This window comes from Roseiflexus castenholzii DSM 13941 (assembly GCF_000017805.1).
In the GTDB taxonomy this organism is placed as follows: domain Bacteria; phylum Chloroflexota; class Chloroflexia; order Chloroflexales; family Roseiflexaceae; genus Roseiflexus; species Roseiflexus castenholzii.
This window is the reverse complement of record NC_009767.1, coordinates 3,678,555-3,694,782: the sequence shown is the minus strand read 5'-3', so window position 1 is coordinate 3,694,782 and position 16,228 is coordinate 3,678,555. Positions and strand designations below refer to the sequence as shown.

Sequence of the window (16,228 nt, the reverse complement as noted above, 5' to 3'; positions counted from 1 at the left end):
CCAGGGCGCGCGTGCTACTATAGGCAGGGAATCGCTTCTCTTCCACAAGAAAACGACGTTGGCCATGAAACTGAAGCACCTGATCGAACCGGGCGATCCTGAACGCATTGCCGGCGGCTTTGAGTTCACCGAAGGTCCGGTCTGGCATCCCGATGGCTTCCTGATTTTCTCAGACATCCCTGCAAACCGCCAATACCGCTGGCATCCCACCGAAGGCGTCTCCGTGTGGCGTGAGCCAAGCGGCAACTCGAATGGTCTCACACTCGACCGGCAGGGGTATATCATCGCCTGCGAACACGGTGGCCGGCGCGTCTCCCGCGCCAAACCCGGCGCCGAACCGGTGACCCTGGCGGATCGGTACGACGGAAAACGTCTCAACAGCCCGAACGATGTTGTGGTGAAGTCGGATGGGACGATCTATTTTACCGATCCACCCTACGGCATTGCGCCTGAAGATCGCGAGCAACCATGCAATGGCGTGTATCGCATATTGCCGGACGGCAGCATCGAACTGCTCGTTGATGACTTCGACCGTCCTAATGGGTTGGCGTTTTCGCCTGATGAGACGATACTGTACATTGATGACTCGCCACGTCGCCACGTGCGGGCGTTCGATGTGTTGCCCGACGGGCGCCTGGCAAATTCACGCATCTTCGCCGACATGGATCACCCGCAGCCCGGTTCTCCCGATGGCATGAAAGTTGATCGTGAAGGGAATCTGTACGTCACCGGCGCAACCGGGGTCTGGGTCTTCGAGCCAGATGGGACGTTGCTGGGTGTCATCGTGACCCCTGAGCGCCCGGCGAACTGCGCCTGGGGCGACACCGATCGGCAGACTCTCTATATCACGGCACGCACATCGCTTTACCGCGTTCGCACGCGGGTGCCTGGCATACCGGTTCCGCGCTGATGCTGTGGGGTTGTGAAGAATCAGACCTGCGGCAAGAACGATAATAGCCCCGGCGGTTGCCAGGGCTATTATCGTCCGGCTCGTGCTCAGGCTCCTGCGCTGCGTAGCAACGTACTGGTACCTGGTAAGGCGGGCTGGCGCGTTGGTGCGAGACGGGCTGCGATGTCGGCTGGATTTGCTGGCTGCGACGTGAGTGAGTAGTCTCGTGAGCCTGAGCGTCCTCTTGTAGTCGGCTGGGAAGATTGTGTGCATTGACGACCGACTACGCTTTTACTATACGTGATGCACGGCGCCGTGGCAATCATACAAAGGTATCTTTTTCCTGAAAACACTGGTACTATATGGAACACTACCGATAGTACTAGTGAATCAGAATGTGGTGTGCAATTCCCGGGTTTGTCCGGTCTCAGCGGCGCGATACGCCGCTTCGATGATTTCGATGACATGACGCGCATGTTCAGCGGTGACGATCGAAGGAATTCCATCACGTATCCAGTCGATCAACTGCATGATGTCTTCCCATACGTGTTGTTCCTCGATCTCGCAATGCGCACCAACGACATGGGGAAGAAGGATCTGATCGCCGTGGGGGTGCGCCTCCGCGTCGGCGCGCCCTGGATAATCGAAGGGTTGTCCATTGAGTTTGCGACCGATAATTGATCCGGTCGTGCCGAAGTAACTCCCGCTGAATCCCTCAGTCAGCGTGCCGGCTGGCGTGCCATACGCCAGTGCGAAGAGATTGTCGCCGAAGTCAATCAGGATCAGGGTATTGTCATCAGCGTCAACAGGGTGCCAGGCGCCTCTGAACTCGCGTATGCGCACGCGCACGCCCGACAGCGCCGTTACACGCCGGGCAGGACCAAGAATGCCGGTCAGCGCATGCAGACTGTAGACGGTCATATCGTACAGCGGTCCTCCACCGGGCTTGTGATAGTACCAGGTCGGGTCGATATTCGTGAGCGGATCGGCGCCGTGGCGAACTGACTCCTCCTCATGGTACCGTCCAAACGCTGCTCCGCATGCTGCCCAGCAGAGTGTGCCGATGGCGCCTTCGGCAATCAACTGTTTGATGCGCTGATTGTGCGGACGCAACATCTCTCCGGGCGATGCAACGATCTTAAGCCCACGCACAGCAGCGCGTTCGATCAGGTCGCTGGCTTCGGCGACCGTCGTTGTCATGGTTTTGTTGAAATGGACGTGAAGACCGGCATCGAGCGCTTTTCGTCCCTGCTCGTAGTGCAAACCAATCGGCGTTGCAATCGTGATCGCATCGACGACGCCAGCAGCCAGCATGTCGTCGTAGTCGGTGAAGGCGTGCTCACATCCAAATCGTGCGGCGGCAGCCGCAGCGCGGCCAGGCGCCGGGTCGCACACTGCAACCAACCGCACGCGGTCGCGCATATCGGGCTGACTGAGGTGCGGCAGCAAGCCGCGCACGGCGACGCTGCCTGCGCCAACGACGCCAAAACGAACGACGGTGTCGTGCATCGTGTTCCTCTAAAGAGTATCGCGGGCAGAACGTGATTGTATCACAGAGGTGAAAAACAGGCGAGGGAGCGCCGGGGGAAAGCGCGCGAAGCGGATGCCGTCGATGATGCAGCCTGACGGTGTGACGCTCTGGATAGAGACATCGAGAGGGTCATACCGCCAGGATGGAAGAAGGAACCGCTTCTCATTGCGCGCTTCGGGTCACAACGCACGCACTCTCAGTGACCGCCATCGAGCAGATCCCAGTGCTCCGGCGAGCGCCAGAGCGCCGAGAGCAACAGATCACGGACGGAGCGGAACTCCTTGGGCAACCGGTCGTAGAGTTTCAGGAAGAGTTCCTCGTGCAGCAGAATCTCCTGAGACCACTGATCGCGATCAACCGCCATCAACTCGGTAAATTTCTCCTCGCTGAAGTTCTCCAGACCGCGCCAGTCGATATCGTCGTAGCGCGGCATCCAGCCGATCGGGCTTTCGATGCCGACCGCGCGACCATTGGCGCGCTCGACGATCCATTTGAGCACGCGCATATTCTCGCCGAAACCGGGCCAGAGGAAGTTGCCCTCGGCGTCCTTGCGGAACCAGTTGACGCTGAAGATGCGCGGCGGGTTGGGGATCGTGCGTCCGAACTGCAACCAGTGGTTGAAATAGTCGCCCATGTGATAGCCGCAGAACGGAAGCATCGCCATCGGATCGCGGCGCACTTCGCCGATCTTGCCGAACGCAGCGGCGGTCATCTCCGAACCCATCGTTGCTGCCAGGTAGACGCCGAATGTCCAGTTGAACGACTGATAGACGAGCGGCACCACCATGCTCCGCCGTCCGCCGAAGATGAAGGCGCGAATAGGAACGCCCTGCGGGTTCTCCCAGTCGGGGTCAATCGCCGGGTTTTGTGCGGCAGGCGCAGTGAAGCGCGCATTCGGGTGCGCCGCCTTTCTGCCAGAGTCAGGCGTCCAGTGCTTCCCCTGCCAGTCAATCGCCTCAGGTGGCGGCTCTTTGGTCATCCCTTCCCACCAGACACCCCCATCGGGAGTCAGCGCGACATTGGTGAAGATGGTGTTGCGTGAGAGCGCCACCATCGCATTCGGGTTGGTGTCGTAGGAGGTGCCCGGCGCCACGCCAAAGTAGCCGCTTTCCGGGTTGATGGCATACAGCCGCCCGTCCGGTCCTGGCTTGATCCAGGCAATATCATCGCCAACCGTGGTAACTTCCCATCCTTCCTCCTGGAAAGGTTTAGGCGGAATGAGCATGGCGAAGTTGGTTTTGCCGCAGGCGCTGGGGAAGGCAGCGGCGACATACGTCTTGCGCCCTTTCGGGTCCTTCACTCCCAGAATGAGCATATGCTCGGCGAGCCATCCTTCGTCGCGCGCGATCACCGAGGCGATGCGGAGCGCCAGACATTTCTTGCCCAGGAGCGCGTTGCCGCCATAGCCACTGCCATACGACCAGATCATCCGCTCTTCGGGGAAGTGAACGATGTATTTGACGGTCGGATTGCAGGGCCATGGGACATCTTTCTGCCCTGGCGCCAGCGGCGCGCCGACCGAGTGCAGACATGGAACGAAATCATTATTGCCGAGCGCCTCGATTACTTTCTTGCCGATGCGCGTCATGATCCACATATTGACGACCACATATGCCGAATCGGTCAGCTCGACGCCGATCTGAGCAAGCGGCGAGCCGATCGGACCCATGCAGAACGGAATGACATACATGGTGCGCCCGCGCATTGATCCGTCGAACAACGGGATGAGCGTCTCCTTCATCTCCCTGGGCGCCATCCAGTTATTGGTCGGTCCCGCGTCATTGCGGCTAACGCTACAGATAAAGGTGCGATCCTCGACACGCGCCACATCGCTGGGGTCGGATCGCGCCAGGAAGCATCCGGGCCATTTCTCCTGATTCAGGCGCGTAAACGTCCCCGACTGAACGAGTTGCTCACAAAGCGCATCGTACTCCGCCTTGGAGCCATCGCACCAATGGACACGATCCGGTTTGCACAGATCGACCATCTCCTGAACCCAACGAATGAGTTTCTCGTTCGTGACATACGCAGGCACTTCCATGACAGACGTTTCCATGGGCAGACTCCTCCTCTTGCAATCCCGTGCAACACATCACGATAACGCAACTTTACCTTAACCCTCACCATGGGGCGGTAATGGTTGAGCAACGCGCAGAGAAGGATTGGTAACGGCAACAGGTCTCACCCGCGCGTCAGACGGCGATATACCGCGCGGTGCGGTTGATCGGCTGCCTTGCCAAGGCGACGGCGGCGGTCTTCTTCATATTCACTGTAGGTTCCAGGAAACCAGAGTACGCTCGACTCATTCTCGAATGCCAGGATGTGGGTCGCCACCCGATCAAGAAACCAGCGGTCGTGGGAGATAATCAGCGCGCACCCGGCGAAGTTGATCAGTGCGTCTTCGAGCGCGCGCAGGGTATGGACGTCGAGATCGTTGGTTGGTTCGTCGAGTAGTAACACATTCGCGCCCGAACGCAACACCTTTGCCAGATGCACCCGGTTGCGCTCACCGCCGGAGAGGGTTCCGACCTTCTTCTGCTGATCGGCGCCGGTGAAATTGAAGCGCGCAACGTAGGATCGCGAGTTGACCTGACGATTGCCGAGCAACATGACGTCATCGCCGCCAGAGATTTCTTCCCAGACGGTGCGATCCGGGTTCAGCGTTGCGCGGCTCTGATCGACATATCCTAACTTCACCGACGGACCGACGATTAGCCGTCCGCTATCTGGCTGTTCCTGACCGGTGATCATGCGGAAGAGGGTCGTTTTGCCGGCGCCGTTTGGTCCGATCACACCGACAATCGCGCCCGGCGGCACATCGAAGGTCAGGTCATCGTAGAGGAATGTGTCGCCATATGCCTTCGTCACGTGCTCAGCACGGATCACCAGGTCGCCGAGACGCGGACCGGGTGGGATGTAGATTTCCAGGTCGCGCTCGGCGCGTTCGGCGCTCTGGCTGAGGAGTTGCTCATAGGCGGCGATGCGCGCCTTGCTCTTCGTCTGACGGGCGCGCGGCGCTGTGTTGATCCACTCCAGTTCGCGCGTCAGGGTTTTCTGCCGCTGACTTTCGGCTTTTTCAGCGGCGGCGATCTGCTGTTGTTTCTGCGCCAGCCACGATGCGTAGTTGCCGCGCCAGGGAACACCCATCCCGCGATCCAGTTCCAGGATCCACTCGGCGACATTGTTCAGAAACCGGCGATCATGCGTCACGCAGACCACCGTGCCCGGATAGTCTTGCAGGTGCCGTTCGAGCCATGCGACCGACTCGGCGTCGAGATGGTTGGTCGGCTCGTCGAGGAGCAGGATATCCGGCTTTTGCAGCAGCAGACGGCAGAGGGCAACACGCCGTCGTTCACCGCCCGACAGCACGGCAACCGGTGTATCGCCCGGCGGACAGCGCAGCGCATCCATCGCCAGTTCCAGGCGACTGTCGAGGTCCCAAGCGTCAAGATGGTCGAGTTGCTCCTGCAATGCCGACTGCTCGGCGATCAGCGCGTCCACATTGGCGTCCGGATCGCTGAATCGTTCGTTGATGTCATCGTAGCGCCGCAACAGATCGACAATCTGCTGCACCCCCTGCTCGACCGTTTGGCGGACGGTGAGCGTGTCGTCGAGGCGCGGTTCCTGTTCCAGAAAACCGATGGTGTACCCCGGAGCGATGACGGTTTCGCCGAAGAAATCGTGGTCCACACCCGCCATAATGCGTAACAGGGTCGATTTGCCGGAACCGTTGAGTCCGATAACGCCGATTTTGGCGCCATAGAAGTAGGAGAGCGAAATATCCTTCAGCACCGGTCGGTTCGGCGGTACAACTTTGCCGACCCGGATCATGGAATAGATAATCTTGTTGGCATCAGTCATTGTGCATGCTCACATTATGCCCGGCGCGCGCCGGGTTTTGCGGATACCGTGTTACCTATGGAAGGCAGTTGCGCCTGTTCTGGACGGAAGCGGAGACGATCGGTGCAGGATGCACAACAGTGGTTCTGCTACCGCACCAGTTTAGCACAGGTTGCAGGATCGGGAAAGGGGTGATGGTGCTCTTGCAATGCAACGGACAGATCACACGCCTGCGTCTGCGGTGACCGACCTCATGTTCTCCGGCTCAACGCCGCCAGCACCCCTGCCCGCCCGACCATGCCAACGAACCGTTTGTCGGCGTCAACGACCGGGATGCGCTTGATCTTATGCGTCATCATCAACCGGACGGCTTCCGTGATTGGCGCGTCGGCTGGCAGCGTCACCACCGGACTGGTCATCACATCGGCGGCGGTGCGTCCTTCGGCTGCAACTTCGAGACCCGGCGGGCGGGCGCCGCCGCCAAACCAGGCAGCCAGGGCGCGCAGTGCGCCGGAACGCACCCGCTTCGCCGCGCGCCGCAATACGTCGCCATCGCTGATGATTCCGACGACGTGGTGATGTTCATCGACGACGACAACGCGGCGTTTGTCGGTTTCGAGCAGGTGGTCGAGGGTTTCCGCCAGCGGCGTATCCGGGCGCACCGTCGGAATGCCGGTCATCATGATGTCGCCAACGGTCTGTGGCGCGCCGCCGGATGGCACGACCGGTTCTGCAGGACGCTGGCGCAGCCCTTCAGCGACCGTAGACAGGAGATCATAGCGACTGACCATGCCGACCAGTCGATGCTGCTCATCGACTACCGGGATGCGCTTCAAGCCACGATCCGCCATAATTGCCGCTGCTTCCGCCAGGGGCGTTGTCATCGGTAGCGTCACCGGATCAGGAGTCATCAGGTCGGCGGCGGTATGTGGACGTTCCGCCAGTATTTCGACTGCGGCGGCGCGCTCCGCCAACGACAGTTCGCGCTGCAATGCCAGCGGCAGTTCGGTGGCGCCACGGGTGAGGAGGTCGCCGTCGGTGATGATGCCTACGACGCGATTCTCTGCATCGACAACCGGCGCCGATCGCAGAGCGCGGTCGATCAACAACTCGACGATCACGGCAATCGGCGTATCGGGACGCACACTGACTACCTGGCGGCTCATAATGTCGGCGACGGTCAGGTGCGCTGGGAAGGGACCAACGGCACGCGAGGTGTATTTGAGCACTTCGACCGGTATCGTGGTGATCAGCCCTTCGCGCACCATGCTCATGATTTCGGGCATGACCCGCGCCACACGATCAGGGCGATCCACGAACGTTACGATAACGGGCAGGTCGCTGCTCAGTTCGACGAGCGACGTTGTGTGAATGAAACTGTGCGCGCCATACCCGGCAATACCGCGCAGGACGGTGCCGCCGGCGATGCCGTTGCGTTTGAGCATTTCGAGGAGCGCCAACGAGAGCGGACGTCCGTGCCACTGATCGCTTTCGCCCAGAAAAATCCAGACCTGCTGTGCATGACCACTCAGATCCACGTTGTTCCTCCTTGCTACGGCAGCAGCCGCGCAACACCGGCGCCCAGGAAGACGCCGGCCATGCCAAGCCCGAAGCTGCTCGCCAGGTAAATGCCCGCCACCCGCCAGCTGCCGCTCACAATGAGCGAATAGGTCTCGAAACTCAGACTTGAGAACGTCGTGAATCCGCCCAACAGTCCGGTGACGATCAGCAGGCGCGCCAGGTCGCTCAGATTCAGGCGCGTAGTCGCCAGAACCAGCACCAATCCAATAAGAAAACTGCCGATCACGTTAACGATCAGTGTACCATACGGAAACGATGCGCCCCAGCGTTGGGCTGCCCAGAGCGACAGACTGTAGCGCAGATTGGCGCCGATTGCCGCTCCCACAGCAATGGCGATGGCATTCAGAAGAGCGCTATTCACCATGATACGTCTCCCGACCAGTTTCACAGGCGCTTCTCCTCTTCAAACAAAAAACCTCTACGGCAGACCGGAGTGGTCCTTTCCGTAGAGGCTATCAGCCGGCGCGCGGCATTCTGCGAGCCTCATCGCGTGACTTCAGATATTGTATTACTATGGCGCAGCTACGTCAAGCGGTTTCTCGCGCGCGGCAGGGCTGCGTTGCCGTCACATGGGCGCCTACGGGGGGCGCGCCGACCATTGGGCGTTCTCAGGGATGCCTCGACGATTGGGTGTCCACCCGGGGCGCGCCTGCCTGCCATCTATGGGCGACGTTTACGTTGCGCGCCGCAGCAGGAATCCTCCGCCTGCCAGCAGCAGCGTCCCCAGCGCCGCCAGCCACGCCGCGTCGTCGGATGCGCCGGTGACCGGCAGCGCTGCCGGCGGCATAGGCGCGGTTTCCGCTGATGGCATTGGCGCTGGAGGCGGACCGTAGAAGGCGAGGTCCTGCCGCGCTGTCTCTCCCTCTGGCAGCGTGATCGTGATCGCGCCCTGGGCAGGCGTTCCACGCTCAGGCGGAATGATCAGGTCCACGACATACGTTCCCGGCGTCAGGTTCTCGCGCCCGTAGTTGCCGTTTGCGTCGGTGGTCAATGCGTCGCTATTGATGCGCACCGTCACTCCGGCAGCCGGAGCGCCGGTCGTCAGATCGATCACTGTGCCGACAATGCGACCGGGGCGTGGCTCACGACGCGGCTCTTCCGCAGGAGCAACCGGCGTCAGCGTCGGGCGGGGCGGCAATTCCTGCGCCTGCGCCGAACGCGACAGATCAAAGCGTGATCCCATACTCCACAGGAGCAGCCACGCTCCTGCGATGATCAACGCGCTGGCGGTAAGTTTCCTGAAGTTCATTGCATGATCACCTGTGCTTGTTATGGGTTGTATCGAACGTCAATTCAACGCGCAACACCTTCGCCTCCCCTCCACCCCCCGCGCTACGCTTCACCTTCCTGTGATCTTTCGCACAGGCAACGGATCACGCGCCTTCTTCGTCTGGCGCCCACACCGGGGCGCAAGGTGGGCGGAGGTTGAGCAACAACCCAACGGATCACGTGCCTTCTTCGTCTGGCGCCCACACCGGGGCGCCTTTCCCGTGTCTCTCCCTATAGAACCTTCAAGCGGCAACGTTCAACGTTCAGCGCGGAACGTCCCATCATACGCCGGTCGTTCGGGCAGAAGCGACTCCTGCGCTGCGCCTGTCAGCACGGACGGCTTCCACGGCGGGGCTGGCGGGTTTGCGCCACTAACAGTCAGACCGTCGCGCACGCCACGGTTGTTCGTTTCGTCCGACTCGCGCACGGCGCCGCTCGCGCCGCTCGTGTTCCAGCTATCCGCCAGGGCGTAGATCGTCGTTGTGCCGTTTGCCAGCCACCCCAGCCAGTAGGAGCGGAGCGGATCATACCCGCCGCCGGTGCTGAGCGTGATCTGCTCTCCCGGTTGCAGGATTTGTGTCACACCCCAGGCGACGCCGAAACATGGGCGTAGCGCGCAACGGTCGTGCCAGAGGTCGTTGATCTGCGGCGGGCGGTCCGGGTTGAGGTAGAGATCGACCCAGAATGATCCTGCCGGCGCAGTGCCGACATTCTTCACCGTCACCCGAATCTCCACCGGTTGACCGGCTGTAAAACTCGTCTGGTTGGGAATGATCTCGATGCCGGCGATGATCAGGTCGGGTTGCCCTGGTTGCACAATGAGCGGCAGGTATGTCTGCTGAAGCGTTGGCGTCGCAGCCGTCACAACGCCGCGGATCGGGAACTGAAACGGGTTCTCATCGGCGTCGCCGTTGACGAAGGAGAGCGTGCCGCTGAACACCCCGGCGGCAACCGCCGTCAGTTGCACCGTAAATGTGACCGTTGCGCCGGGAGCGACCGGTCCGGTGGGGAACGCCCCGACGACTGCAAAGCCGGATGGGAGGCTCAGCGCGCCAAGCGTCAGCGGCGCGGTTCCCGTATTGCGGATGGCGAACACGCGACTGATGGGCGCGCCGACTGTCGTGGCGCCGAAGTCCACAGCCGTGGTCTGGTTGTTCGTCAGTTCCGGGCTGCTCGTGTCAGGACCGTTGTACACCACGATTTCGGGCGCAGGTATCGCCTCGAATGCGCCAACGTCGCAGGCGCCGTCCTGCGGTCGGGAAATGCCGCGCTGATCGATGGCGATGGCGACGCCGCAGTCATTGGTCCCTCCCAGAATGCGGTTGAGTGCGGGTGAACCTGCCAGCAGCGCATGCGTCGGTGTGGGACCGCCATTGTTGGCGAGCGGCGCGAGCAACGGGTCAATTGGCGTCGGCGACTCGACCGCGCCGCTGTTTGGTATGGTCGTTCCATTGGGATCGCCATACTGATCGCCGGTGGTGTTCGCGGAGAAATCATAATCGCCGACATTTCCGATCAGGTTGTAGCCGTCACTGGCGATAGAACCGGCAATGTCGGGGTAGTTGCCCGGTGATGTAGATGTGTCGGTATTGCCGGCGACCAGGGCGCTGCGCAGGGTGATGCTGCCGTTCAGTGCCCCGTCGCCGCCGGTTTGCGTGCCGGTGATCGTAGTGTAAGCAACAACGGCGCTTTCGTTCGACAATACCGCGCCGCCGTCGCCGTCTGCCTGATTGTTGCTGAATGTGCTGTTTTGAACGGTTATCTCGTGGAACGCAGCAATGGCGCCGCCGTCGCTGGCTGCCTGATTGTTGCTGAAGGTCGAACCTTTGATCGTCGCCTGTCCGGGTCCGTCGACGCGAAAAGCGATAGCGCCGCCGTTCGCGTCCGACTGATTGTTGCGAAAGATGCTGTCTGATAGGTTCGCCATCACGCTAACCGTGTACAACGCGCCGCCATCGGACCCTGCGCGATTGCTCTCAAAGGTGACGCGATTGAGCGTCAGGTTAGAGTCGCGCGCAACAAGCGCGCCGCCGTCATACGTCGCGCGGTTGCCCTCGAAGGTGACGCGATTGAGCGTTAGATCGGGGCTGCGCGCCCGCATTGCGCCACCTTCGTCATCCTCGGCAAATCCGTTGCGGAAGGTCAGGTCGTTGATCGTCACAGCAACGTTGGTGAGATACAGCAAGCGAAACGACGGACTTCCCGCCGCGCGCTCAATCGTTGCGCCGTTGCCGTTGATCGTCAGGCTGTTCGTCGGGTTGCCGCTATCGATGATGATCGCCGGCAATCCATTTGCCGATCCACCGACGGTATTGTCAACCGTCGTCAGTGAATAGGTGCAGCCGGCAGCGAGTGCGATCGTGTCAGGCTGATTATTGCTATTGGCAGTGGTGATAGCGGTGATAAGCGCCGTCACATCGCCGCATGGGATCGTGAATGTCGCCGCGCGACTAGAGGGTGCGGAGAGCAGCCAGCCTGCGGCGAGCGTGATCACGAAAAAGATCGTCGCAAGGGAGAATGCTCTGGAATGGTGCATATTGCCTTCCTGGTAATGCTGTCTGAAACGTCGAGTCGCAAGTTGGAGCCGTCAGGTGTTGTGGATTGGGCGTTGGACCGGAAGCAATGCCTTTCAAAGACGTCCACACAGCACTACAGAGGCAGCAGCAGTTCCGCAGAGGAAGGCGCCGATGAATGCATGCATCATCCGTGTTCAAGAGGCATCAACATCCAGAGATATTGCCGGCGTCACCCCCTTCCGTCAGTGCATTGTCCGCGCGCAGAATCTTGTGCAAGTATACACGATCAATCGAACCACAAAGGCGCCAGCAGACAAGTGAACCACGCTTCCAAACCCGTGTCGTCGGGCGGATTCCTCCTGCCGACCAACGAGCGCACTTCTCAACGGCAGGCGAACGAGATGCGTTCCCTTCGCTCCGCTCAGCGTTGCGGCGACTGCACTCAGCACGACGGCAGGCGTCGGGAAGATCTCCGGGGGATTTGGTTCCGGGCACATTGAGACGGGTGGGCGACGGTAATGCCGTCGTCCACCCGGCGTTTCAATCCCCTGGCGGCACAGCGTCTTTTTATGATATAATAAGAAAACTATTCGTTCCGCTTCATCAGCCTGTCGCTACGGCTGCGCTCCGTCTCCGCGGCAACGACGCCGTTCGCCAGAACGTTCGATTCGGGATTGTGCGGATTACTCAACGCAAGCAGGATACTGTGAACGCGAAAGCCATCTCTTGAGTTGACATCGTTCCATCTGCACTGTTTGATGACGTGCTTATCGTGAACCATGCTGCCTGGGCGCGCCATGAACAACGGAATAGCAGTTGACCTGCGCAACGTCGTCAAACGCTTCGCCGACGTGTGCGCCGTCGATCACGTCTCAATGCAGATCCGTGACGGCGAATTCTTCTCGATGCTCGGTCCCTCCGGTTGCGGCAAGACGACGACCCTGCGAATGATTGCCGGGTTTGAGTTTCCCACGTCGGGTGAAATCTTCCTCCACGGCAAATCGGTTGGAACCACGCCACCCTTTCGCCGCAACGTTAATACGGTCTTTCAGTCGTATGCGCTCTTCCCCCATATGACGGTGGCGGAGAACGTCGCGTTTGGTCTGCGCATGAAGAAGACGCCGCCGGCCGACATGTCGCGGCGGGTGACCGAGGCGCTCGAACTCGTGCGCCTGGGCGACTACGCGGCGCGCCGACCGCGGCAACTCTCCGGCGGGCAGCAGCAGCGCGTGGCGCTGGCGCGCGCGCTCGTCAATCACCCTGAAGTGCTGCTGCTCGATGAGCCGCTCGGCGCGCTCGATCTGAAACTGCGCAAAGAAATGCAGCTCGAATTGAAAAGTCTCCAGGAGCGCGTCGGTATTACATTCATCTACGTCACGCACGATCAGGAAGAGGCGCTGACGATGAGCGACCGCATTGCCGTTATGAATGCCGGGAAAGTCTTGCAGATCGGCACGCCGACCGAGATCTACGAGCGTCCGGTCTGTCGCTTTGTCGCCGATTTCATCGGCGAAACCAATTTCATCGAGGGGAAGGTCGAGTCGGTGGAGTCTGGCGGTATTGCAACGATTGTATCAGATGATGGGTTGACCATGCGCGGTCAGATGATCCGTCCGGTCCCTCCTGCAACGAACGTCACCCTTTCCATTCGCCCGGAGAAAGCGTTCCTGTCGGTGCAACCGCCTCCGCCCGGCACGCCGAACTGTCATCAGGTGCGGGTGGAGCGCGTGGCGTATATCGGGAGCGATACCCGGATCGATGTGCGCCTGGGCGCCCGCCTGTTTGACCTGTGGGAACAGAACAGCCGCTCGACGCTCGACCGTGATGCCTACTGGCAACCCGGCGAAACCGGGTATCTCTGGTGGCCCGCAGAAAATGCCATCATCCTGACAGAGTAAGAGCGCGAGGTGACGATGGCTGCTGATACGCTTGCGTCTGACTCTCAACCACGCGAAGGGCAGATTGCCGCTCTTCTCCGCCGTAGCGAACGATTGCAACTCGGCTTGCTCCTCTTCCCCGGTCTCTTCTGGTTGGTGACGTTCTTCGCCCTGCCGCTCGTGGTCGTTGTGCTCTACAGTTTTGCGACCAACGGACCCGGCGGGCGCATCGAGTGGACCTTCACGCTCAACAACTACCGCACCCTATTCACGGAAAGTCTGTACGTTAACGCCTACTGGCGCTCGATCTGGGCAGGTGTGTGGACGACGCTCATCTGTCTGGCGCTCGGTTATCCGCTGGCATACTCCATTGTTCGTCGTCCGCCACGCTGGCGCACCGTACTGCTGTTTCTGATATTGATTCCGTTCTGGACGAACTTTCTGGTGCGCACCTATGCCTGGATGCTCATTCTTTCGAATAACGGCATCATCAACAGCGCCATTCAGTCGCTGGGATTGCCGCGCGTCGCGCTCTATCCGTCCGAAGGCGCGGTGCTGATTGGGCTGATCTATGGCAGCCTGCCATTTATGGTGCTGCCGATCTACGCATCGCTGGCGCGCTTCGACTTCACTCTGATGGAAGCGGCGGCAGACCTGGGCGCCGATCAGGTGCGCGCATTTCTGCGGGTAATGCTGCCGCTGACGATGCCGGGAGTGGCCGCCGGGTCGGTGCTGGTCTTCATTCCGACGGTGGGGCAGTTCGTAGTGTCCGATCTGCTTGGCGGGGCGAAGGTCGATTACCTTGGAAATCTGCTGCAACGCCTGTTTACTCGCTCAAACCCGCCGAACTGGCCGCTCGGATCGGCTATGGCGATTGTTTTCATGATTGTGCTGACGGTGGCGATTATCATTTATTTTCGGGTGACGACGGAGGAGGACCGTTAAGTCGTCTTTGAGCGTTTTTCGTTGATTTGCAGGCTGAACCATAGCAATAGAGTGCAGAGGCGCTCTCCGCTCGTTCGGTGAAGTGGTCGTCTTTTGGGTGGTATATCGTTGATCTGTTCATCTGTTCATCTGTTCAGGGGTTTGAACGTGATCGATGCCCAAACAACACAATCGCTCCGTGTCGTCGGGGGTGAGCGCCGCCGTTCTCTCGGTTCGCTGGCGCTCGGCATGCACACCGTCCTGACACTGGCGTTCCTCTATGCGCCCATCGTGGTGCTGGTGCTCTTCTCATTCACGCGCGACAGTTTCGGCGTGCGCTGGACGGGGTTCACCTTCGATTGGTATGCGCGGCTGCTTGCCGATCAGCGCCTGCTCACAGCGGCGATGAACACCCTCATTGTGGCGCTGGTATCGACTGTGGTTTCGACGATTATTGGAACGATGACTGCGCTGGCGATGGAGCGCTACCGCTTTCGCTGGCGCACCGGTTTCGACGCGCTCCTCTATCTGCCTATCGTTATCCCGGAGATCGTGATGGCGCTGGCGCTGCTGGCGTTCTTCGCTTTCTCCTTTGGGCTGCTCGAAACCTTGTTCGGTATCCGTTTGCAGTTTGGTCTGGCGACGGTTACTATTGCGCATATCGCTTTCACGATTTCATTCGTGGTCGTTGTCGTGCGCGCCAGTCTCAAGGGGTTCGACATGCGTCTGGAAGAAGCGGCGCAGGACCTTGGCGCAAATGAGTGGCAGACGTTTCGCTATATTACGCTGCCGCTCATCATGCCGGGTGTGATCGGCGGAGCGCTGCTCGCGTTTACCCTCTCGCTCGACGATTTTGTGATCACCTTCTTCACCACCGGCTCCGGCGTCTCGTTGTTGCCGGTCGAAGTGTACGGACAGGTCAAACGCGCCATTACGCCGAAGATCAACGCCATTTCGACCCTGATGCTGCTGGTGTCGATCACCCTGGTGTTCCTCTCGCAATTCGTGCAGCGTCGGCGGGAGATATGAATGGGGGGGGAGAGGCGAGGAGGCGAGGGGAGAGGCGAGGAGGCGAGAGGTGAGAGGGGAGAGGGGAGAGGGGAGAGGCGCGAGGGACCCGACAATGGCGTAGCGCGAGATTTATCTCGCATTTGTGGCGAGGCGTGAGGGGAGAGGCGAGGAGGTGAGAGGGGAGAGGGGAGAGGGACCCGACGATGGCGTAGCGCGAGATTTATCTCGCATTTGTGGCGAGGCGCGAGGGGTGAGGCGAGGGGCGGGAGGTGCGAGGGGTGAGGCGAGAGGCGCGAGGGACCCGACGATGGCGTAGCGCGAGATTTATCTCGCATTTGTGGCGAGGCGTGAGGGGAGAGGCGAGGAGGTGAGAGGGGAGAGGGGAGAGGGGAGAGGGGAGAGGGACCCGACGATGGCGTAGCGCGAGATTTATCTCGCATTTGTGGCGAGGCGCGAGGGGAGAGGCGAGGAGGCGAGAGGGGAGAGGGGAGAGGCGCGAGGGACCCGACGATGGCGTAGCGCGAGATTTATCTCGCATTTGTGGCGAGGCGCGAGGGGAGAGGCGAGGGGCGGGAGGTGCGAGGGGAGAGGGGAGAGGGGAGAGGGACCCGACGATGGCGTAGCGCGAGATTTATCTCGCATTTGTGGCGAGGCGTGAGGGGAGAGGCGAGGAGGTGAGAGGGGAGAGGGGAGAGGGGAGAGGGGAGAGGGACCCGACGATGGCGTAGCGCGAGATTTATCTCGCATTTGTGGCGAGGCGCGAGGGGAGAGGCGAGGAGGCGAGAGGATG

11 protein-coding genes are annotated in these 16,228 nt (G+C 60.7%); 4 read left to right on the top strand and 7 right to left on the bottom strand.

The features are described 5' to 3' along the window. The first annotated feature begins 64 nt into the window (after positions 1 to 64). A complete protein-coding gene (locus tag RCAS_RS14700) occupies positions 65 to 910 on the top strand; it encodes an SMP-30/gluconolactonase/LRE family protein (protein ID WP_012121343.1) in 846 nt (281 codons plus the stop codon). A 369-nt stretch (positions 911 to 1,279) separates the two neighbouring features. Here RCAS_RS14700 and RCAS_RS14695 read toward each other — a convergent pair whose 3' ends face one another. The 7 genes from RCAS_RS14695 to RCAS_RS14660 form a co-directional block, all read right to left on the bottom strand. Next, positions 1,280 to 2,398 (bottom strand): Gfo/Idh/MocA family protein, encoded by a 1,119-nt coding sequence (locus tag RCAS_RS14695; protein WP_012121342.1) that lies wholly within the window; start codon positions 2,396 to 2,398, stop codon positions 1,280 to 1,282. 218 nt (positions 2,399 to 2,616) lie between these two features. Then, positions 2,617 to 4,476, bottom strand: coding sequence for a phosphoenolpyruvate carboxykinase (GTP) (locus RCAS_RS14690; protein ID WP_012121341.1), 1,860 nt, complete (start codon positions 4,474 to 4,476; stop codon positions 2,617 to 2,619). 125 nt (positions 4,477 to 4,601) lie between these two features. Then, a complete protein-coding gene (gene ettA / locus RCAS_RS14685) occupies positions 4,602 to 6,281 on the bottom strand; it encodes an energy-dependent translational throttle protein EttA (protein WP_012121340.1) in 1,680 nt (559 codons plus the stop codon). A gap of 230 nt (positions 6,282 to 6,511) precedes the next feature. Beyond that, the gene (locus tag RCAS_RS14675) at positions 6,512 to 7,798 is read right to left on the bottom strand and encodes a DUF190 domain-containing protein (protein ID WP_012121339.1); all 1,287 of its coding nucleotides are present in this window, start codon (positions 7,796 to 7,798) and stop codon (positions 6,512 to 6,514) included. A gap of 14 nt (positions 7,799 to 7,812) precedes the next feature. Then, a complete protein-coding gene (gene crcB / locus RCAS_RS14670; RefSeq protein ID WP_012121338.1) occupies positions 7,813 to 8,205 on the bottom strand; it encodes a fluoride efflux transporter CrcB in 393 nt (130 codons plus the stop codon). 309 nt (positions 8,206 to 8,514) lie between these two features. Next, complete coding sequence (locus RCAS_RS14665; RefSeq protein WP_012121337.1) at positions 8,515 to 9,090, bottom strand: carboxypeptidase-like regulatory domain-containing protein; 576 nt, start codon at positions 9,088 to 9,090, stop codon at positions 8,515 to 8,517. 276 nt (positions 9,091 to 9,366) lie between these two features. Then, complete coding sequence (locus tag RCAS_RS14660; protein ID WP_012121336.1) at positions 9,367 to 11,646, bottom strand: choice-of-anchor Q domain-containing protein; 2,280 nt, start codon at positions 11,644 to 11,646, stop codon at positions 9,367 to 9,369. Positions 11,647 to 12,423: 777 nt separating this feature from the next. Between RCAS_RS14660 and RCAS_RS14650 the strand changes: the two genes are divergently transcribed. The 3 genes from RCAS_RS14650 (at position 12,424) to RCAS_RS14640 (ending at position 15,456) form a co-directional block, all read left to right on the top strand. Then, positions 12,424 to 13,524: an ABC transporter ATP-binding protein gene (locus tag RCAS_RS14650; protein WP_041332050.1), complete on the top strand. Its 1,101-nt coding sequence runs from the start codon at positions 12,424 to 12,426 to the stop codon at positions 13,522 to 13,524. 15 nt (positions 13,525 to 13,539) lie between these two features. Further along, positions 13,540 to 14,448 (top strand): ABC transporter permease, encoded by a 909-nt coding sequence (locus RCAS_RS14645; RefSeq protein ID WP_012121334.1) that lies wholly within the window; start codon positions 13,540 to 13,542, stop codon positions 14,446 to 14,448. 147 nt (positions 14,449 to 14,595) lie between these two features. Then, positions 14,596 to 15,456, top strand: a complete 861-nt coding sequence (locus RCAS_RS14640) for an ABC transporter permease (protein WP_012121333.1) — start codon at positions 14,596 to 14,598, stop codon at positions 15,454 to 15,456. Positions 15,457 to 16,228 lie beyond the last annotated feature (772 nt).

Coding starts and splice junctions, on each gene's coding strand:
- RCAS_RS14660 (WP_012121336.1), bottom strand. CDS start 11,646: ATGCACCATTCCAGAGCATTCTCCCTTGCGACGATCTTTTTCGTGATC.
- ettA (WP_012121340.1), bottom strand. CDS start 6,281: ATGACTGATGCCAACAAGATTATCTATTCCATGATCCGGGTCGGCAAA.
- RCAS_RS14690 (WP_012121341.1), bottom strand. CDS start 4,476: ATGGAAACGTCTGTCATGGAAGTGCCTGCGTATGTCACGAACGAGAAA.
- RCAS_RS14650 (WP_041332050.1), top strand. CDS start 12,424: ATGAACAACGGAATAGCAGTTGACCTGCGCAACGTCGTCAAACGCTTC.
- RCAS_RS14700 (WP_012121343.1), top strand. CDS start 65: ATGAAACTGAAGCACCTGATCGAACCGGGCGATCCTGAACGCATTGCC.
- RCAS_RS14645 (WP_012121334.1), top strand. CDS start 13,540: ATGGCTGCTGATACGCTTGCGTCTGACTCTCAACCACGCGAAGGGCAG.
- crcB (WP_012121338.1), bottom strand. CDS start 8,205: ATGGTGAATAGCGCTCTTCTGAATGCCATCGCCATTGCTGTGGGAGCG.
- RCAS_RS14695 (WP_012121342.1), bottom strand. CDS start 2,398: ATGCACGACACCGTCGTTCGTTTTGGCGTCGTTGGCGCAGGCAGCGTC.
- RCAS_RS14665 (WP_012121337.1), bottom strand. CDS start 9,090: ATGAACTTCAGGAAACTTACCGCCAGCGCGTTGATCATCGCAGGAGCG.